At 65.5% G+C, this 18,786-nt stretch carries 13 protein-coding genes and 1 pseudogene; all 14 read right to left on the bottom strand.

The window, feature by feature from the left end; translation table 11 throughout:
* Positions 1–300: 300 nt before the first annotated feature.
* Entirely contained in the window at positions 301–1,416 is a 1,116-nt protein-coding gene (locus tag J2D77_RS07620; protein ID WP_207845602.1) for an S-(hydroxymethyl)glutathione dehydrogenase/class III alcohol dehydrogenase, read from the bottom strand.
* Between the two features lie 44 nt (positions 1,417–1,460).
* Complete coding sequence (locus tag J2D77_RS07615; RefSeq protein ID WP_207845625.1) at positions 1,461–2,207, bottom strand: adenine nucleotide alpha hydrolase family protein; 747 nt, start codon at positions 2,205–2,207, stop codon at positions 1,461–1,463.
* Positions 2,204–3,412 (bottom strand): electron transfer flavoprotein subunit alpha/FixB family protein, encoded by a 1,209-nt coding sequence (locus tag J2D77_RS07610; RefSeq protein WP_207845624.1) that lies wholly within the window; start codon positions 3,410–3,412, stop codon positions 2,204–2,206. The genes J2D77_RS07615 and J2D77_RS07610 overlap by 4 nt, the downstream gene beginning before the upstream one ends.
* Positions 3,409–5,292 (bottom strand): DUF3483 domain-containing protein, encoded by a 1,884-nt coding sequence (locus J2D77_RS07605; protein ID WP_207845623.1) that lies wholly within the window; start codon positions 5,290–5,292, stop codon positions 3,409–3,411. The genes J2D77_RS07610 and J2D77_RS07605 overlap by 4 nt, the downstream gene beginning before the upstream one ends.
* Positions 5,293–5,295: 3 nt before the next feature.
* Positions 5,296–7,344 carry an NADH:flavin oxidoreductase gene (locus tag J2D77_RS07600; RefSeq protein ID WP_207845622.1) on the bottom strand — a complete coding sequence of 683 codons (2,049 nt, stop codon included), beginning with the start codon at positions 7,342–7,344 and terminating at the stop codon, positions 5,296–5,298.
* 14 nt (positions 7,345–7,358) lie between these two features.
* The gene (locus J2D77_RS07595) at positions 7,359–8,333 is read right to left on the bottom strand and encodes a GlxA family transcriptional regulator (RefSeq protein ID WP_207845621.1); all 975 of its coding nucleotides are present in this window, start codon (positions 8,331–8,333) and stop codon (positions 7,359–7,361) included.
* A 3-nt stretch (positions 8,334–8,336) separates the two neighbouring features.
* Positions 8,337–9,422 (bottom strand): hybrid-cluster NAD(P)-dependent oxidoreductase, encoded by a 1,086-nt coding sequence (locus J2D77_RS07590; RefSeq protein ID WP_207845620.1) that lies wholly within the window; start codon positions 9,420–9,422, stop codon positions 8,337–8,339.
* The gene (locus J2D77_RS07585) at positions 9,419–10,675 is read right to left on the bottom strand and encodes an aromatic ring-hydroxylating oxygenase subunit alpha (RefSeq protein WP_207845619.1); all 1,257 of its coding nucleotides are present in this window, start codon (positions 10,673–10,675) and stop codon (positions 9,419–9,421) included. The genes J2D77_RS07590 and J2D77_RS07585 overlap by 4 nt, the downstream gene beginning before the upstream one ends.
* Positions 10,676–10,799: 124 nt before the next feature.
* Positions 10,800–12,173 (bottom strand): L-serine ammonia-lyase, encoded by a 1,374-nt coding sequence (locus J2D77_RS07580; protein ID WP_207845618.1) that lies wholly within the window; start codon positions 12,171–12,173, stop codon positions 10,800–10,802.
* A 121-nt stretch (positions 12,174–12,294) separates the two neighbouring features.
* Positions 12,295–12,825 carry a sarcosine oxidase subunit gamma gene (locus tag J2D77_RS07575; protein ID WP_207845617.1) on the bottom strand — a complete coding sequence of 177 codons (531 nt, stop codon included), beginning with the start codon at positions 12,823–12,825 and terminating at the stop codon, positions 12,295–12,297.
* Positions 12,818–15,826, bottom strand: coding sequence for a sarcosine oxidase subunit alpha family protein (locus J2D77_RS07570; protein WP_207845616.1), 3,009 nt, complete (start codon positions 15,824–15,826; stop codon positions 12,818–12,820). Before J2D77_RS07570 ends, J2D77_RS07575 begins: the two co-directional genes overlap by 8 nt.
* Positions 15,823–16,128, bottom strand: a complete 306-nt coding sequence (locus J2D77_RS07565) for a sarcosine oxidase subunit delta (protein ID WP_207845615.1) — start codon at positions 16,126–16,128, stop codon at positions 15,823–15,825. Before J2D77_RS07565 ends, J2D77_RS07570 begins: the two co-directional genes overlap by 4 nt.
* Before the next feature lie 12 nt (positions 16,129–16,140).
* Entirely contained in the window at positions 16,141–17,394 is a 1,254-nt protein-coding gene (locus J2D77_RS07560) for a sarcosine oxidase subunit beta family protein (protein ID WP_207845614.1), read from the bottom strand.
* A gap of 429 nt (positions 17,395–17,823) precedes the next feature.
* Positions 17,824–18,567, bottom strand: a pseudogene (gene eutC, locus J2D77_RS07555) (ethanolamine ammonia-lyase subunit EutC); the annotation flags it as partial.
* Positions 18,568–18,786: the final 219 nt, after the last annotated feature.

The raw sequence follows: 18,786 nt of genomic DNA, 5'->3' as shown, positions 1-18,786 counted from the left end.
CATCTACCGGCTTATCCAATGTCCGTTCTCCTGGCAGGGCAGAAACAATTTTTTTCGGAACAGTCTTTCTTGTCATACCGCAGACCCGCGGCTTGGCTGTTACGGCTACGCGACGTTTATTTTCAGGAACACTCCGCAACATGCAGGCCGGGAACAGAATGGCGCGCGGCCAGGGGCAGGCGCCCCGCCTTAAGGCCTGCCGCCCGGCGGATACGGTGCTCGCCCTGCTGTAGGGACGGGCGGGACCGGGCCGGGCTTCACGCACCCGGCCCCCTGTGCCGGGGGGCCGGGGTGGTGGGGTCAGTATTCGACGACGGTGCGAATGCTCTCCCCGCGCGCCATCATGTCGAACCCTTCATTGATCCGCTCCAGCGGCAGCGTGTGCGTGATCAGGTCATCGATGTTGATCCGGTTCTCCATATACCAGTCCACAATCTTGGGAACATCCGTCCGGCCCCGCGCCCCACCGAAGGCAGAGCCGATCCAGCGCCGACCCGTCACCAGCTGGAACGGACGCGTGCTGATCTCCTGCCCCGCAGAGGCAACACCGATGATCGTCGAGACACCCCAGCCGCGATGCGCGCATTCCAGCGCCTGGCGCATCAGCGTCGGGTTGCCCACGCATTCGAACGTGTAGTCCGCGCCACCTCCGGTCAGTTCCACAAGATGGCCCACGATATCCCCGTTCGGGCCAAGGTCGCGCGGGTTCACGAAATCCGTCATCCCGAACTGCCGCGCCATCGCCTCACGCCCGGGGTTGATGTCCACGCCGATGATCTTGTCGGCCCCAACCATCCTGGCACCCTGGATCACGTTCAGGCCGATCCCGCCAAGGCCGAACACCACCACCGTCGAACCAGGTTCGACCTTCGCGGTGAACAGCACCGCACCGATCCCCGTCGTCACGCCGCAGCCGATGTAGCACACCTTGTCGAACGGCGCGTCGGGCCGGATCTTGGCCAGCGCAATTTCGGGCAGCACCGTGTAGTTCGCAAAGGTCGAACAGCCCATGTAATGGTGGATCGGCTGGCCCTTGAACGAAAAGCGCGACGTGCCGTCGGGCATCAGCCCCTTGCCCTGCGTGGCACGGATGGCCGTGCACAGGTTCGTCTTGCGCGACAGGCACGATTTGCACTCCCGGCACTCGGGCGTATACAGCGGAATCACATGATCGCCGGGCTTGAGGTGCCGCACATCCGGCCCCACCTCGACAACCACACCCGCCCCTTCATGCCCCAGAATGGCAGGAAACAGCCCCTCAGGGTCCGCGCCCGAGAGCGTATACTTGTCCGTGTGGCAAAGGCCCGTCGCCTTGATCTCAACAAGAACCTCGCTCCCACGCGGGCCTTCAAGCTGCACCGTCTCAATCTCCAACGGCTTCCCTGCCTCAAATGCTACCGCTGCTCTGACGTCCATTCCCTCGTCCCTTTTCCTATACGTAATGCGTCCGCCGGGCCGGCCTACAGGTCCAGCCCTATGGCGCGCAGATAATCGACAATTTCGCGGGCGGCCTGCGCCGCGGGCGGGCCGACAAGCACCTTGCCGCTCCCTCCCCCCGCCGGAGCTGCCCCCTGGGGCTGCCCCGATAACAGTTTGGGGCGCGCACGCCATGGGCGTTCCTCCCCCCCCGCTTCGTGACCGTGCCCGGCCTCGGTCGCGGCCAGTTCGCGCACGATCGGGGTGGCCCGCGCCTGCGCATAGACGGCATCGGGCACGGGGCCCGTGCGGGCACTGGCCCCCAGCACGCAGGGCATGGGCAGGGCCGCCGGCCTGCGCACGCCACGCGGCCGGGCCTGAAGCACATCCAGCGTCCGATCCCCGGCCGAGGCTTGGAGCACCTGTGCTACATCGGACACCATGGCCCAGCCAAGCCTGCGTGCGACCAGAAAGGGCACCAGCCCGCTATCCTGCCCACCGCAGGCCTGCTGGCCGGTCAGCAGCACCGCGATATCGGGATGGGCATGCAGCCAGGCCGACAAGGTGGCGCAGACATCCGCCCCTTCCAGCACGATTATCTGGTTCAGACCGTAAGCCGCGTAATCGCGCAGGACGGTGGTATCGGCCCCCGCATGCACGCTGACATGCACGCCGATCACGCTTTCGCAGATCTGATGGGCCAGGCCGATGGCATGGATTTCGGACGGAACCGGTGCAGCCCGGCCGGAAATCGGGTCCACTCCGGCGGAAAGCGCGACCGCGACCTTCATGCGTTCGAGCCTTTCTGGTTCAGAAGGTCTGTCAAAGCGGGCATGACCTCCTGCGCATCGGCAATAATGGCCAGCCCCGCCCGGCCGATCATGGCTGCGTGCAGGTCGGTATTGACCGCGACAATATGTTCCACCCGCCCGATCCCCTGCAAATGCTGGGGGGCGCCCGAAATGCCCATGGCCAGGTAGCAAACCGCATCCAGCACCGTGCCGGACGCGCCAACCTGTGTGGCGCGCGGCATCAGCCCTGCATCGCACACCACGCGGCTGGCCCCCGGCGTGGCACCCAGGGCCCGCACCATGGCGGCAAAGGCCGTGAAATCGGTAACACCATTCCCCGCCGCAGCCACAAAGGGCGCTTCGGCCAGTGGCAGGCTGGCCGGGTCCGCAGCCATGGCGGCCCCAAGCCTGACACGCCCGACGGCCCCGGTATCGGCCACATGGTCGACCTGGCAGATATCGTGGGCCACGCCTGCGTAAGGGGCTGCCCTGTCTTCTTCCAGCGTCATGACGATGGGCAGGGTCGTCAGCACCCGTTCGCGGCGGCTGGCCCGGCAGGGGGCAATGACATTGCGGGTTGAAAACGCCTGGATACCCCCCAGGAAATCGAAAGCGCCCTCGGCCACCACGCGGCGGGCCAGATCGGCGCCATCGGGGCTTTCGGGCAGGAGCAGATGGGCCGCACCACTCTGCTTCACCCAGGCCACGATATCGCTGGCAAAGCGTTCGGGGTCGGCCGGGTCGGTGGGCAGGATGCAAAGCCGGTCGGCCCCGGCGTCGCCCAGCATGGTCTGGGCCTGCTCGTCCAGGCCCGGCGGGCACAGCACGCAAACACCGCCTTGCGCGGTATCGGCGATCAGCCGTGCGGCACCAAGTATCTGCCGGTCGAACCGCGACAGCCGTCCTTCCGCCAGATCGGGGACGGCCAGCACCAGCATGGCCGGTGTTTCGACTCTGATCCGCTGGGCCACGCGTTGTGCCGGGGACCGTAGAGCAGTCGAGCCCCCCTGCCCGCCGCGCACAAGGCGGGGCCGCCCAGCTGGGCCTTCAACCGTGATCCGCGCCAGTTCGGCACGCGGATTGCGGCGCCGCTGCACCTCGGCCACCGCCGCCATGGGCCGAAGCGTGAAGCGCGGACGGCCAGACCCTGCGATACGTCGGCGGGCGCGGTCTTCAAACGGGTTCCTGCGCGTGCGCTGTGTCATGCCGCCACCACCGCATCGAGCACCAGTTCGGCGATATCACGCACTTCGGGCCGTTCGCCCACGACACCTTCGAGCATGGCCGTACAGCCGGGGCAGCCAACCGCCACAAGTGCCGCACCCACATCGCGCGCCTGGGCCATGCGCAGGTCGGGAATACGCTCCTGCGCATCCACATCGCTGACCGGGTTACCGCCGCCGCCGCCGCAGCACATGGCGCGCAGGCCGTGACGTTCCATTTCCACCACATTCTGGCACGCGGCCTTGAGCAGGCGACGGGGGGCTTCCACCTGGCCATTATAGCGAGCCAGGTAGCAAGGGTCGTGCCAGGCCACCGGGCCCGTCGCACGCGGGGTGAGCCGCAACTGCCCAGCCTGCACCAGTTCGTCCAGCAGGGTCGTATGGTGCTGCACGCGCCAACGCCCGCCCAGTGCGGGATATTCATTGGCCAAAGCATGAAAGGCATGCGGATCGGCCGTGACGATACGGCTGAAGCGGCGGCGGGCCAGCGTTGCCAGCACATCCTGCGCCAGCACCTGGAATGTCGCCTCATCCCCCAGACGGCGGGCCAGATCGCCGCAATCGGTTTCCGCCTCGCCCAGAATGGCAAAGCGCAGGCCCGCGCGCTGCATCAACTTCACCAGGGCTTGCAGGCTCTGCCCGTAGCGCCGCTCGAACGCCCCATCCCCCAGCCAGAGCAGGATATCGGTTTCATCCCCTTCCGCCAGAATTGGCACGTCCAGCATGGCCAGGCTGTCCGCCCGTTCGGCAGGGGGGCGACCGGCCAGGTTGCCCTTGTCGCGCAGGGTCCGCAGCGCCTTGGCCGCACCCGGGCGTACGGCCCCGTGCATGAGCGTCTGGCCCCGGCGCATATCGACAATGGCATCGACATGCTCGATCATCATCGGGCATTCCTGCACGCAGGCGCGGCAGGTGGTGCAGGCCCACAGCGTGTCGGGATGGATGGATGCATCGACCCCGACAATGGGGTGATGCATCCCGCACGCACCGCTGACGGCAGGGGCCAGTGGCGCGGGCGATCCCGTATAGGGGGATGCCTCGCCCATGGCATGGACCAGCCCCTGCACCAATGCCTTGGGGTTCAGGCGCTGGCCTGCGGCAAAAGCGGGGCAAGCCTGCTCGCACCGGCCGCACTGGATGCAGGCATCGAAACTGGCCAGGACATTCCACGAAAAATCCGCAGGGCTGATGCTGCCCAGCACGGGGGCGTTCAGGTCGAGCGGGCGCAGCGCGGTATCACGCCCGCCGCCGAACCGGCCGGGTCGCGTATGTGCGACAAGCCAGGTGGACCCCGCGAAAGCGTGTTTCATGGGGCCTGCTGCCAGCAGCCAGACAAGCCCGGCCCCGCCCAGGGCCATAAGGGCGCGCCCCACCCAGATAACCTCCCCGACCTGCTCCGGTCCGTAAACGGCCGACCACGTAGCCAGCAGGCTCAGCCCGCCTGTGCAGCACGCCAGTGCCGGGGCAAGGGCGTAGAACGCCCCGCCTGAAAGCCAGCCCGGCTTGCGCGGCCAGCGCCGCAGCCACACCAGAACGGACCCGACCAGCCCCAGAACCGCGAAGAATGCGATACCGGCCCAGACGATGCGGCTTGCGCGCATGAATGGCAGGGAGGTGAGCAGGACCAGCCCGAGGCTTGCCAGCAACCCGCCCGCCGTCAGCGCATGCATGCGCCCGGTGCCGGGCCGCCGTTCCACCACGTCATGCACGTCATGCAGGTAACGCCGTGGCAGGGCCGCAAGCCCGGCGCGCCAGTCAATGCGGGTTGCACGCCCCTGCCGCCAGCGCGTGACATAGCGGCTTGCCGCCAGCACCGCAGCGCAGCACAGCAGCCATACCAGCCCCGCGGCAATACCGATCATGCCTTAAAAATCCTTGCACAGCCGCAAGGCGTCATAAATGGCGGCATGGATGTTCCGCCCGGCCACCGCATCCCCGATGCGGAACAGCGCATAAGCACCCGCCGGTTTTTCCGCCAGGCCGGGTTGCGGCCTGCCTGCGAGAAGCGATGGCAGGTCCGTCACCCCATGGTTGACGGAGGCGGGCTTGAGATCGAAATACACGGCTTCGAGCGGAAGGTTGCCGCATTCCACCACCACGTTGTCGATCAGGCGTTCTTCCTCCTCTCCGGTCATGGTGTTGCGCAGGACGGCCACCACGCGGTTTTCCTCGCGGTAGAGTTCGCAAAGTTCCAGATTGGGGGTGAGAATGACACCAAGGCGATAAAGCTCGCGCAGATGCACGGGCTGGTTGGTGGTGCCGACATCCTGGGCGATCAGGCGATCGGCGGTTACCATTTCGACCTGGCAGCCCCGTGTTGCCAGAAGTTCAGCGACCGAGGCGGCATTGTGCTGGCCCATTTCATCATAAAGCAGCACGCTGCCTTCGGGCGAGGCATTGCCTTCCAGCACGTCACGCGCGGTACAGGTCAGGTCATGGCCCGGCCAGTCGCCCGGATTGGCCTTGCCGCCCGTGGCCACCACCACGATATCGGGGGCCAGCGCCGTGACCATGGCGGCATCGGCCTGGGTGTTCAGGCGTAGATCCACGCCGAGCTTGCGCACCTGCCCATCCAGCCAGCGCACGATGCCCGACAGGGCTTCACGCCAGCCGGCCTTGGCGGCGATGTTGACCTGCCCGCCCGTGCGGTCCGCCTTTTCAAGCAGTATGACCTCATGCCCGCGCAGGGCGCAGACACGCGCGGCCTCCAGCCCGGCAACGCCCGCCCCCACCACCACGACCCGCCGCTTCGTCTGGGCGGGGGGCACGTCATGCGGCATGGTCTGCTCGCGCCCGGTGGCGGCATTTTGCAGGCAAAGTGCATCGCCACCGACATAAATGCGGTCGATGCAGTAGCCCGCCCCTACGCACTGGCGGATATCGTCCTCACGCCCCGCGGCCAGCTTGTTGGCAATATGCGGGTCGGCAATATGGGCGCGGGTCATGGCGACCATGTCCACATGCCCTTCGGCCACGGCGCGCGCTGCTGTCGCCAGGTCCATGATCCGCTGGGCGTGGAAGACGGGAATATCCACCTCACGCCGGATGCCGCTGGCCAGGTGCAGGAACGGGGCGACGGGAAAGGACATGTTGGGCAGGCTGATGGCGTGGGACATATCATCCCGCGCCTGGCCGCCCAGCACGTTGACGAAATCGATCAGCCCGCGCCGCGCATATTCGGTGGCGATCGCCACGGCATCCTCATGCGTGACGCCGTTCTTGAGCAGTTCATCCCCCGACATGCGGATACCGACCACATAATCATCCCCCACCGCTTCGCGCACGGCGGTGAATGCCTCGATCCCGAAACGCATGCGGTTCTCGAGCGATCCGCCATAGGCGTCGGTCCGGTGGTTGACCGACGGGCTCCAGAACTGGTCGAGCAGGTGCCCATGTGCGCCCGACAGTTCCAGCCCGTCCAGCCCGCCTTCCTTGCAGCGGCGGGCGGCATCCGCGAAGGAGCGGACAATGCGGCGGATATCCTCGATCTCCAGTTCCTTGGGGACCGAGCGCGAAGCGGGTTCGCGCATGACCGAAGGGGCCACGACCGGCAGCCAGGCATCCGTATCCCAGCGGGTGCGGCGGCCCATATGGGTCAACTGGATCATCAGCTTGGCGCCATGGGCATGCACCCGGTCCGAGAACTGCCGGAAATAGGGGATGATGGCATCGTCGGAGACGGCGATCTGGCTCCACGGCGTGGCCGGGCTGTCGCAATCCACCGAGGACGAGCCCCCGAACATGGTCAGCCCGATCCCGCCCTTGGCCTTTTCGGCATGATAAAGCTGGTAGCGGTCCTTGGGCATGCCGCCTTCCGCATAGCCCGGCGCGTGGCTGGTGCTCATGATCCGGTTGCGGATCACCAGGTTCTTGATACGCAAAGGACGCAGAAGAACGTCCGCACTGCTGGTCATGTTCCCTGTTTCCTTCAGGACTGGATAGTCGCCTGGCCCATCTGCCGCCGCTCTTCACGCGGGGGGTAGCCGTACCGCCCGCGATAGGCCGTGCTGAAATGCGCCGAGGAGGTAAAGCCGCAGGCCATGGCGACATCGGTCACCGGCAGGCAGGTCTGCTGGAGCAGCCGCCGTGCCTTTTCCAGCCGGGCGGCGGCCAGGTAGCCCGCGGGGGTCGTGTTGGTGTGGCTGCGAAAGATCCGTTCGAGATGGCGGGTGGAAAAACCCAGTTCGCGGGCCAGGGTGGAAACCTTGAGCGGGCGGTCCATCTGGGTTTCGATCATGCGCACGGCCTTGCGCAGGGCCAGCGGCATGCCCGCAAGGTTTGTCGCGGGCTGGCTTTCCTCACCCAGGCGGTTGCGTTCGAGAATGAACTGGGCGGCCACCGCGCGGGCCAGCGCCATGCCGAAACGCGCCTCGACAATCTTGAGCACCAGGTCCAGCGGCACGGACCCGCCCGTGCAGGTCAGCCGGTTGCGATCGATCACGAACATGTCGCCCGAAACATCGATTTCTGGGAATTCTTCCTGAATGCTGGAAAGGTTTTCCCAATGGATGGCGCAGCGATACCCGCGCAGCAGCCCCGCATCGGCCAGGGCGAACGTGCCCGTGCACAGCGCACCGAGCGAGACATTGTCGCGCGCCTGCGCACGCAGGAAGCTGCGCAGCGCCTCGGAGGTGGAGGCGCGCACGTTCAGCCCGCCGCAGACGAAAATGATATCGTAGCGCTGGGCCGCGGCCTTGAGCGTAGGATGCAGGCAAAGGCCGTTGCTGGCGCGCGCGGGTTCCCCATCCAGCGTCAGGATATCCCATGTATAGGCATGCGCCTGACCAAGCTGGTTGGCCATGCGCAGGCCTTCCACCGCATTGCTGACGGCGATCATGGAATAGTTCTCAAGCGTGAGGAAGCCAAAACGCTTGAGACTGGCCAGATGCAGGTCGCGCCCCATGGCCTAGCGCTCTACCACAAGGTCGCTCAACGGCCGCGAACAGCACAGCAGAATGAAACCCTGGTCGATCTCGCGCTGGCGGATCCCGCCCTGGTGCTGCATGTCCACCTCGCCCGAGACCAGCTTGCACTTGCAGGTGCCGCACATGCCCTTGGCACAGGACGCGGGCAGGCGCATGCCCGCAGCCCTTGCCGCGGCCAGCACGGGTGTGCCCGAAGGACAGGCGATTTCACGCCGGCTCTTGGTGAAGCTAATGGTATACGCCGCGTCCTCAAGCTCCTGCGTGACCTCCGCCACCTCGGGCTCCTGTTCGAGCAGCGTGCCGAAATCGAAGCTTTCCTCATGGTAGCGGCGCATGTCGAACCCGGCATCGGCCAGCATGGCCTTTACGGCCTGCATATAGGGTGCGGGGCCGCAGACATACACCTCGCGCTCCATGAAGTCGGGGGTCGCCTGCCCGAGTACGGCAATATTCAAACGCCCTTTATGACCGGGCCATTTTTCAAACGGCGCGTCGCCTTCGCAGACATAGGTCGTGCGGAACAGGCCGGAAGCCTGCTCCATGGCCGCCAGTTCGGTGCGGAAGATCAGGTCCGCCGGGCTGCGCGCACTATGCACGAAGGCGATATCTCGCCCGCTTTGCGTATCGAGCAGGAAGCGGGACATGGACATCATGGGCGTAATGCCGCTGCCCGCCGACAAAAACAGGAACTTGCGGGCGGGCGAAAGGTCGCACGAAAAATCGCCCATGGGGCCAAGGGCGCGCACATCCATGCCTTCACGCATGGTGTCGTGCAGCCAGTTGGAAATGACCCCGCCGGGCACGCGCTTGACCGTAATGGCCACACTATACGGCCGCGACGGGGAGGACGAGACCGTGTAGCAGCGGTTGATGTCCTCACCCCCCACAGGCAGCACGAATGTCAGGAACTGGCCCGGCCGGAACAGGAAGCGCCTGGGTTCGGGGGCCGTGAACACGAAGGTCCTGACATCGTGCGTTTCCTGGATAACCGCGCGGCAGTGCAGGACCTCGTCAGTTTCGGGGTTCCATACCGGCGCATCCAGGGGGGCGGGGAACTTGTCCGTCATGCAAGGGAGTCCTTCAGCCGCTCGATGTACCAGGCGGCAAATTTCTCAACCAGTCCTTCGGTGTAGGGCGAATAGAAGCCGGGTTCGTAGGCCGGATCTTCCGCACCCTGCTGGGCGATGGCGACCAGGTCGGCATCCTGCTGGTTGGTGGCCTTCCAGACTTCCGTCAGCCGTTCGAGATCGTAATCGACCCCTTCCACCGCGTCCTTGTGGACCAGCCATGTGGTACGCACCAGCGTGCGATTGGCGCTGAGCGGCAGGGCCGTGAAGGTGATGATGTGATCGCCCATGAAATGGTGCCACGAATTGGGCTGCGTCCAGAAGGACAGCGCACCCAGGGCCTTGTCCTGCACCGCGCCCACGGGAATGCGGCACGCCGCGCGCGTGTCCATGGTGTAGCTTTCGCCACTCTGGTCGATCGGCAGGCGCTGGGTACGAAAGCCGGTGGGGCGGCCGGTCAGCTCGTCCACCTCACGCGAGGGAACGCCCGCCCCTTCCCACCGCGAACAGGACGCATCGACCAGGTCGGTATAGCGCTGGGCTTCGGCACGGCCCTGTTCGTCCAGTTCCGTGGGCGAAAAGCCGAACCCGTAGGCGAACAGGGGAATGGTCAGCTCGGGATGGTTGGGCCCGCAGTGATAGCACTCGCGGTTGTTCTCCATGGTGAGCTTCCAGTTCCCTTCCTCGATCAGGTCGGCCTGGTGGGCGATCCGGGCTTCACGCAGGTTGTGGGGGGCCAGATAGGGCTCCATGACGCGGGCCATGTCGTCGATATCGGTCGGCGGGTTGTCCGACAGGCAGATGAACAGCAGGCCGCCGATGGAGCGGAGCGCCACGGGCTTGAGACTGTTGCAGCCGGGCTTGAATTCCGCCCCCATATGTTCATAGAACTTGAGCTTGCCATCCAGCCCGTAGGTCCAGGAATGGTACGGACAGACGATGTTGCCGATCATCGTCGCCCCTTCGGGGATCATGCGCGCGCCCCGATGGCGGCAGACATTGTGGAACGCCCGGATATCGCCATTGTCGTCACGCACGAGAATGACCGAGGACAGCCCGACATTGACCACAAGCGCGTCACCCGGTTCGGCGACTTCAGGTTCGACGGCGACGAAAATCCAGTGCCTGCCGAAAATTTCGCGCATATCCAGCTTGAAAATATCGTCGCTGGTATAGAACGCGGCATCCAGCGACTTGCCCGGAATGCGCTGTTCAACAAGGCTTTTTATGGATTTATCCTGATCTGCGGTCATGTTTTCAAACCTTCGCCAGTCGGCCTGCACCTGCCTGCCGTTGTTTTGATACTGTACCAAACACTGAGCGATAATTTGCGGAATTACGACATAAACCTTCCTGAGCCGGACTTTTTTGTCGCCCTCAGCACTCGGGAAAACAGACGGCCAGCCCACCCTGGGAGGTTTCCTTGTAGCGACTGCTCATATCCGCCCCGGTTTCCTTCATGGTGGCGATCACCTGGTCGAGCGAGACATGGTGCGACCCGTCGCCGCGCATGGCCAGAGACGCGGCGTTGATGGCCTTGACCGCGCCAAAGGCGTTGCGTTCGATGCAGGGAATCTGCACCAGCCCGCCAACCGGGTCGCAGGTCATGCCCAGGTGATGCTCCATGCCGATCTCGGCGGCGTTTTCGATCTGCTCCGGCCCGCCCCCCAATGCGGCCGCCAGGCCCGCGGCCGCCATGGAGCATGCGACTCCGACTTCGCCCTGGCAGCCCACCTCGGCACCGGAAATGGAGGCATTGCGCTTGAACAGCCCGCCAATGGCGGTGGCGGTCAGGATAAAGCGCCGTTCCCCTTCGGCCGTCGCATCGGGGCAGAAGGTGCGGTAATAGCGCAGTACGGCGGGCAGCACGCCTGCGGCCCCATTGGTGGGGGCCGTGACCAGGCGACCGCCTGCGGCATTTTCCTCGTTCACCGCAATGGCGAACAGGCTGACCCAATCCATGATTTCGTGCGCGGTGCGCAGGTTGCGAAAACGGTCCGCCTCCAGCCTGCGGTGCAGGCCCGGCGCGCGCCGCTTCACCGCCAGGCGGCCGGGCAGCACGCCTTCCTGCTCCATGCCGCGATCGACCGCACGCATCATCACATCGATAATCCGTGCGATATAGGCGTTTACCTCCGCCACGGGGCGCAGCGCACTTTCATTGGCCAGGACGATCTCGGCAATGCTCAGCCCGGTCCTGCGTGTCAGGTCCAGAAGTGCGCGGCCCGATGTAAAGACGAAGGGCACCTGCGGTTCTTCCGGGGCGACCTGATGGGCAAGCTGTTCCTCGGGCACGACAAACCCGCCACCCACCGAGCACAGGCGCTGGCGGCTCAGCAACGCATCGGCGGAGGTGCCGCCGGGGCCGTAGGCTTCGAACTGCATGGTGTTGGGGTGGAACGGGGCCGGCGTTTCGTAATCGAATACGATATCGCGCGCAGGGTCGAATGCGATATCGGTCCCGTTCAGGCACAGGCGGTGTTCATCCGTAATGCGCGCCACGCACGCATCGGCCTGGGCGGGGTCCACCGTGTCGGGCCGCATGCCCGACAGGCCAAGCAGCACGGCCCGGTCCGTTGCATGGCCCTTGCCTGTCCACGCAAGGGAGCCGTACAGCACGACACGCACCGTCTCGACATCGCCCAGCCCCGCCAGCGAGGCTGCAAAATCCCCCGCCGCGCGCATGGGACCGACGGTATGGGACGAAGACGGCCCCACACCGATCTTGAACAGATCAAACAGGCTGACCATGGTTTTTTATCCGAACTGGAAAAAACTGAACACACCGCCGCCTGCGGACACTGGCAGCCAAGCCTTTTCCGGCTCGGTGTCCATGTCAACCGCCCCGCCAGCAGGCAGGGCGGTCATTTTCTTAAAACTGTGTATCGTGTGCGGCGTTTTTCAACATGCTGGCGGCATAGGGCAGGAACGATCTCCAGACTTCGACATGGAAGTCCTGCTCACCCTTGCGCCAGATCACGCCATCGGCCTTGTCCAGCAGCGTGCGCGTGGCCATGCCGATGGGAAATGCCTCAAGCGCGAAGTCCAGCGGGCTCAGGCAGGGCAGGATATCCTCCAGCCGATCCCCGCCCAGCACCAGCGAGTCCTGGCGGGCCGAAACCTCCACCAGGCTGCACGGAATACCTGCCAGGGCCTTGGTCCAGGCGGCTTCGGCCCTGGCGCGGGCTTCGGGTTCGACCAGGAACAGGATTTCATACGGGCCAAGGCGCAGCGCGCTGACACCATCCTGTGTCACGGCGCGCAACAGTTCGGGCACCGCACAGCCCACCGCCTTGCACGCCGCGGCCTGTGCGGCCTCGCGCCCCTGGAACGTCCAGCGGGCCAGGGCGGGACCGCCCTGCATCGAGAACCCGGCCAGCGTGGCCATATTGCTTTCAGCCATTCAGACGCACTCCTTCCGCGTCATAAAAGACGGGATCAACCAACTTTACGGGAATGACGCGATCTTCCATCGGCACGTAAAGCACTTCCCCCTTGCGGGCCCTGCCGCCGGAAACCATGCCCAATGCAATGGAACGCCCCAGTGTCGCGCTGAAATAGGACGACGTGACATGACCCAGCTTGTGCATGGGTATGGGTTCCTGCGGGTCGCCCACCAGTTGCGCGCCTTCTTCCAGCACGATATCGGGGGCCTGTGTCAGCAGGCCCACAAGCTGGAGCCGGTCGGGAGCCTGCAAGGCAGGAAGGGCGAAGGAGCGCTTGCCCACAAAGTCCTTCTTGGCCTTGCCGATCGCCCAGCCGCAGCCGACATCGTCCGGTGTGGCGGTGCCGTCCGTTTCCTGGCCGACGATGATGTAGCCTTTTTCCGCGCGCAGCACATGCATGGTCTCGGTGCCGTAGGGCGTCATGCCGAAAGGTTGCCCGGCCGCCCAGATGGCATCCCAGATCCGGCGGCCCTCGGTCGCGGGCACGTTGACCTCGAACCCCAGCTCGCCCGAGAAGCTGACACGGAACAGCCGCATCGGCGCCCCCTGGATCGTCCCTTCCACCACGCTCATATGCGGCATGGCCTGGGCCGAAATATCCGGCCCGTCCACCAGGGGTGCCAGCACTTCGCGCGCCTTGGGGCCCTGCACGGCAATGACAGACCACTGTTCGGAGGTCGAGGTCAGCCACACGTCCAGATCGGGCCATTCGGTCTGGAGGTAATCCTCCATCATGGCCAGCACGCCCGAAGCCCCACCGGTCGTGGTCGTGACGTGGAAGCGGTCATCGGCGATACGGCCCACAACGCCGTCATCGTAGACAAAGCCGTTTTCGCGGCACAGCAGGCCATAGCGGCAGCGGCCCACGCCAAGCTTGGTCCAGGCGTTGACGTACATCCGGTTCATGAAGGTCGCGGCATCGGGGCCCACGACCTCGATCTTGCCCAGGGTCGAGGCATCGAAAATACCCACCCCCGCCCGCATGGCCAGGCATTCACGCCGGACTGCGGCCTCCATATCCTCCCCATTGCGGGGGAAGTAGCGCGCACGCCGCCAGAGCGAGACATCCTCGAACACGGCGCCCTGGTCGCGCGCCCAGGCGTCGATCGAGGTGCGGCGGTCGGGATCGAACAGGTCGCCGCGCGCATGGCCGGAGAACGTGCCGAATGTCACCGGGGTGAAGGGCGGGCGGAACGTCGTCAGCCCCACCTGTTCGACCGGCGCACCCAGCGCATAGGCGGCAATGCCCAGCGCGTTCACGTTGGACAGCTTGCCCTGGTCGGTGGCCATGCCGGTCGTGGTGTAGCGCTTGATATGCTCGATGGAGCGGAAGCCCTCACGCACGGCCAGGCGGATGTCCTTGGCGGTCACGTCATGCTGGAAATCGACGAAGGACATGCTGTGCAGGTCCTTGCCACGGCGCGGCAGCGCCCCGGCGAAGCCCGCCACATCGGCCTTGTCCTGCCCGCTAACGCTCCATTGCGGGGCCTCGCCCTTCTGGCCGGTGCTCGCTGCAGCGGCCGCCAGGCCAGCCTGCACACCATCGGCCAGAACGTCCTCAAGCTGGTAGACACCCCGGCACGCACCGGCGGAGCGTTCGCGCTCGGCGGATTCGCCGGGCACGTAGGCTCCCACCCGGTCATCGAACCGCAGCTTCCCGCGCGATTGCGAGAACAGGTGCACGCTGGGCGTATACCCGCCCGCCATCAGCACCAGGTCGGCGGACACATGGCGGCCACGCCCGACATCCCCGCCCGGCAGGACGGGAGCAAGCTCGACACCATCGACACGCTGGCCACCATGCACGCGCTGGATGACCGAGGACGGATAGACCTTGATCCCCATCTGCTGGCACTGGCGCGCCAGTTCGCTTTCGACCACGGGCCGCACATCGGCCACGGCGACAACGCGGGCCCCGGCATCCAGCAGGTCGAGGGCGACGCGATACGCGCTGTCATTGGCCGCCATGATCACGACCTTGCGGCCGCACAGCACGCCATAGCGGTTCAGATAGGTGCGCGCCGCACTGGCCAGCATGACGCCGGGACGGTCATTGCCTTCGAACACCATGGGGCGTTCCAGCGCACCCTGGGCCAGCACCACTTCCTTCGCACGGACCTGCCACAGCCGCTCACGCGGGCGGCCGGGGGCGCCGATCATCAGGTGGTCGGTCAGGCGCTGGCACAGGGCCACCATGTTATGGGGGCCGTAATTGAAGGCGGTGCAGCGGTTCATGACCCGCACATTCGGCAGGGTGGCCAGTTCGGCCAGCACGTCCGCAACCCAGTCGGGCCCGGTCTTGCCATCGATCAGCACGCGCCGGTCGGACAGCAGGGAGCCGCCGAATTCCGCCGTTTCATCGACCAGGATCACCCGCGCACCGGTGCGCCCGGCCGCAAGGGCCGCACTCAGCCCCGCGGGGCCGCCACCGGCCACCAGCACGTCGCAATGTTCGTACCGGAAGGCATAGTGATCAGGGTCGGGCTCGGTCGCAGACACACCCAGACCGGCCGCGTGGCGGATGATGGGTTCATAGACCTTGTCCCAGAACCCCTTGGGCCACATGAAGGTCTTGTAGTAGAAGCCCGCCCCCAGCAAGGGGGAGAACAGGTTGTTGACCGCACCCAGGTCGAATTCCAGGCAGGGCGCGCGGTTCTGGCTGACAGCCACAAGACCCTGATGGATTTCGATCTGCGTTGCGCGCATGTTGGGCGTATGCAGCGCAGGACCGGCCCCTACGCCAACCAGCGCGTTGGGTTCATCCGACCCGGCGGAAATCGGGCCGCGCGGGCGGTGGTACTTGTAGGACCGGCCCATGAGGTGGCGACCATGCGCCAGTAGGGCTGAGGCCAGCGTGTCACCCGCGTAACCCGAATAGGAACGGCCGTCGAACGTGAATGTGACGGACTTGGAAACATCGACCCGCCCACGGCCGGGGATACGGCATGTCTGTGTCATCGCGCTGCCTCCGCCGCCTGTTCAGGCGTTACAACCGGCCTTGGCTGGCCCATTTCATAGGTCGTGACAAAACGGTCGGTCCGCGTGTCGCGAATGGCGTTGAAAAAACGCCCGCAGCCATGCGCATGCCGCCAGCGTTCGGCAATCAGCCCCTTGGGGTTGTCACGCATATACAGATACTGCGCCCATTCCTCGTCACTCAGGGTGGAGGGGTCGGCGGGGCGGGCGATATGCGCCTCCCCCCCGTTTGCGAATTCGACTTCCGCGCGCTCCCCGCAATAGGGGCATTTGATCAAGAGCATGTAAAACCCCGCTTAATGGGCAACCGCAGCAGCCGCTGCTTCGTCGATCAGCGCACCTTCACGGAAGCGCTCGATGGTGAACGGCGCGTTGATGGGATGCGGCTCGTTCTTGGCGATGGTCCAGGCGAACAGGTTGGCGGCCCCCGGCGTCGCCTTGAACCCGCCCGTGCCCCAGCCGCAGTTCACATACAGGCCTGGCACGGATGTCTTGGCCGTAATGGGCGAGCGATCGGGCGTGTTATCGGTGATTCCGCCCCACGAACGCATCATGCGCAGGCGGCGGAACATGGGGCACAGTTCGTTGATGGCTTCGAGCGTGTGGGCCGGAATATGCAGCCCGCCACGCTGGGTGTAGGACACATAGCTGTCCGTGCCCGCGCCAATGACCATCTCGCCCTTGTCGGACTGGCTGATATAGGCGTGAATGGTGTTGGACATGACAATGGTGGGGAACGCCGGCTTGACCGGTTCGGACACCAGCGCCTGGAGCGGGTTGCTTTGCAGCGGCAGGCGGATACCCGCCATGCCCAGCACCACGGAACTGTGCCCGGCGGCGGAAACAGCGACCTTCTTGGCCTTGATCGTGCCCAGTGTGGTCTCGACCCCCGTGACCTCGCCCGTGGGCGCACGGTTGATGCCGATGACCTCGCAGTTCTCGATAATGTCCACGCCCATGTCGCTGGCCGCGCGGGCAAAGCCCCAGGCCACGGCGTCATGCCGGGCGGTGCCCGCACGCCGCTGCAACGAACCACCCATGATGGGGTAGCGGATATTGGGCGAGATGTTCAGCGGCGGACAGAATTCCTTGACTTCCTGCGGGGTCAGCCATTCGTTGTCGATGCCGTTCAGCCGGTTGGCATGCACGTGGCGCTTGAACACCTGCACGTCATGCACGGTGTGCGCGATCATCAGGCATCCGCGCTGGCTGAACATGACGTTGTAGTTCAGTTCCTGCGACAGCCCTTCCCACAGCTTGAGCGAATGCTCGTAATAGCTGGAGCTTTCGTCGAACAGGTAGTTCGAACGGATGATGGTGGTGTTGCGCGCGGTATTACCGCCTGCAAGCCAGCCCCGCTCCACCACGGCGATGTTGCGCAGACCATGCTGCTTGGCCAGGTAATAGGCCGCACCCAGCCCGTGGCCACCACCGCCTACGATAATGATATCGTAGGCAGCCTTCGGCTTGACGGACCGCCATTGCGGTTTCCACCCCTGGTTTGCTCCAAGAGCCTGACGGACTAGAGAAAATGCTGAAAATTTTTGCATGTTCATCCCACATGCTGCGTAACCATACCTCAACCTATGCGACACAATCTGCGCGGCGGCGTGTATAAAACAGACAATCTTCATGTATGGAACGGACACGCCAAAACCAGTGCGTGAGAACACGCGGCATTCCTTAAAATACCGCACGGAACCTATGGCAAAAGGGGGGCACGCCCCGATGCCGGCAGCGCGTTGCGTGCCCTGTGCCACGGGCAGGCCACCCCCGCCTGCAACACAGGGCCATTTTATTCAGACCGACGCGCAAACATGTTTTGACGACGAAACCATGCCCCTGCGCGCCAACAGGCACCCGGGGGCGAAAAGACCCGCCAAGCCATCCGCCTGACGTTCAATACGTTCACTGCCCCACCCGGCGAACCGCGTGGAGAGCCGCTCCGGGGGCCAAGGCGGTGGAAAAGCTGCCGCCCGTCAGGGGGTGGCCGGGCCTTCAAGAGTAGCGCTGGCTGGGGCCGCGTCCTTCAGCCCCACGCCCGTAAGCCTGAGCTGGCGGGCCTCACGCATGAGCCAGGCGAGCTTGTCGGCCGCCACCGGCACCGGCAGGCCGTGCGGGTGGATATTGGACAGGCAGTTCCGTGCCGAATCGGGGCAGCCGACATAAGGTGCGTATGTCAGGTAGACACCCAGGCTGTCGGCAACACTCAGCCCCGGGCGTTCACCGATCATGACAACCACCATGGCCGCACCCAGTGCCTGGGCAATGTCGTCGCCCAGGGCCACGCGGGCCTGTGTGGCAATGACCAGCGGGGCGATGCGCCAGCCCGCCAGCCGGGCGCGCATGGCCTCGAACAAGGGCACGGCGTTGTGCTGTGTGGCAATGGACGACAACCCGTCCGCCGCTACGAACACGACATCCCACGCCCCCTTTTGCAGGACAGACAGGGATTCGTCCGACAGCCTGCGCCCCAGGTCCGGCCGCCTGAGGTAAGTGGCGCGGTCGCCCGCCCGGCTGCACACGCACAAGCATGGCAAGACCCCCGCCAGCGCATTGGCCTGGCCTGCCATGGCCTGCACGTCCAGCGGCGTGTGCACCGCATCGCGCGCCTGGGCATGGGCTGCCTGAAACGCCAGCACATCGGGCGTTTTCAGCGCATTGCCGCTGCGCCCAAGCCCGATCCGCGCGCGCGTGAACCGCCGCAGGGGCTGCCAGTCATCAACTGCGGCACCGCCCGCCGCGTCAGCCCCGACTGGAGCAACCCCGAGTGGAGCAGCCCCGAGTGGAGCAGCCCCGAGTGGCGTCCCCCCGACCGCGCTGCCTTCCACCGGATTACCTTCGATTGCCCCGCCCTCGCCCGGTCCCTGGCCGACGGGCCTCCCATCGGGCCGATCGGCATCCAGCACGGCAGCCGCAGCCCCCTTGTCAGGCTGCCGGTC

The organism is Acetobacter garciniae (assembly GCF_017377735.1).
In the GTDB taxonomy this organism is placed as follows: Bacteria; Pseudomonadota; Alphaproteobacteria; order Acetobacterales; family Acetobacteraceae; genus Acetobacter; species Acetobacter garciniae.
The sequence above is the reverse complement of the archived record's forward strand: the minus strand, read 5'-3'. Positions and strand labels throughout refer to the sequence as shown.

Bases quoted from the DNA above. Each gene is read 5' to 3' on its own strand.
- J2D77_RS07560 (WP_207845614.1), bottom strand. From the start codon at position 17,394: ATGCAAAAATTTTCAGCATTTTCTCTAGTCCGTCAGGCTCTTGGAGCA.
- J2D77_RS07565 (WP_207845615.1), bottom strand. From the start codon at position 16,128: ATGCTCTTGATCAAATGCCCCTATTGCGGGGAGCGCGCGGAAGTCGAA.
- J2D77_RS07570 (WP_207845616.1), bottom strand. From the start codon at position 15,826: ATGACACAGACATGCCGTATCCCCGGCCGTGGGCGGGTCGATGTTTCC.
- J2D77_RS07590 (WP_207845620.1), bottom strand. From the start codon at position 9,422: ATGACGGACAAGTTCCCCGCCCCCCTGGATGCGCCGGTATGGAACCCC.
- J2D77_RS07615 (WP_207845625.1), bottom strand. From the start codon at position 2,207: ATGAAGGTCGCGGTCGCGCTTTCCGCCGGAGTGGACCCGATTTCCGGC.
- J2D77_RS07595 (WP_207845621.1), bottom strand. From the start codon at position 8,333: ATGGGGCGCGACCTGCATCTGGCCAGTCTCAAGCGTTTTGGCTTCCTC.
- J2D77_RS07610 (WP_207845624.1), bottom strand. From the start codon at position 3,412: ATGACACAGCGCACGCGCAGGAACCCGTTTGAAGACCGCGCCCGCCGA.
- J2D77_RS07605 (WP_207845623.1), bottom strand. From the start codon at position 5,292: ATGATCGGTATTGCCGCGGGGCTGGTATGGCTGCTGTGCTGCGCTGCG.
- J2D77_RS07585 (WP_207845619.1), bottom strand. From the start codon at position 10,675: ATGACCGCAGATCAGGATAAATCCATAAAAAGCCTTGTTGAACAGCGC.
- J2D77_RS07580 (WP_207845618.1), bottom strand. From the start codon at position 12,173: ATGGTCAGCCTGTTTGATCTGTTCAAGATCGGTGTGGGGCCGTCTTCG.
- J2D77_RS07575 (WP_207845617.1), bottom strand. From the start codon at position 12,825: ATGGCTGAAAGCAATATGGCCACGCTGGCCGGGTTCTCGATGCAGGGC.
- J2D77_RS07620 (WP_207845602.1), bottom strand. From the start codon at position 1,416: ATGGACGTCAGAGCAGCGGTAGCATTTGAGGCAGGGAAGCCGTTGGAG.
- J2D77_RS07600 (WP_207845622.1), bottom strand. From the start codon at position 7,344: ATGACCAGCAGTGCGGACGTTCTTCTGCGTCCTTTGCGTATCAAGAAC.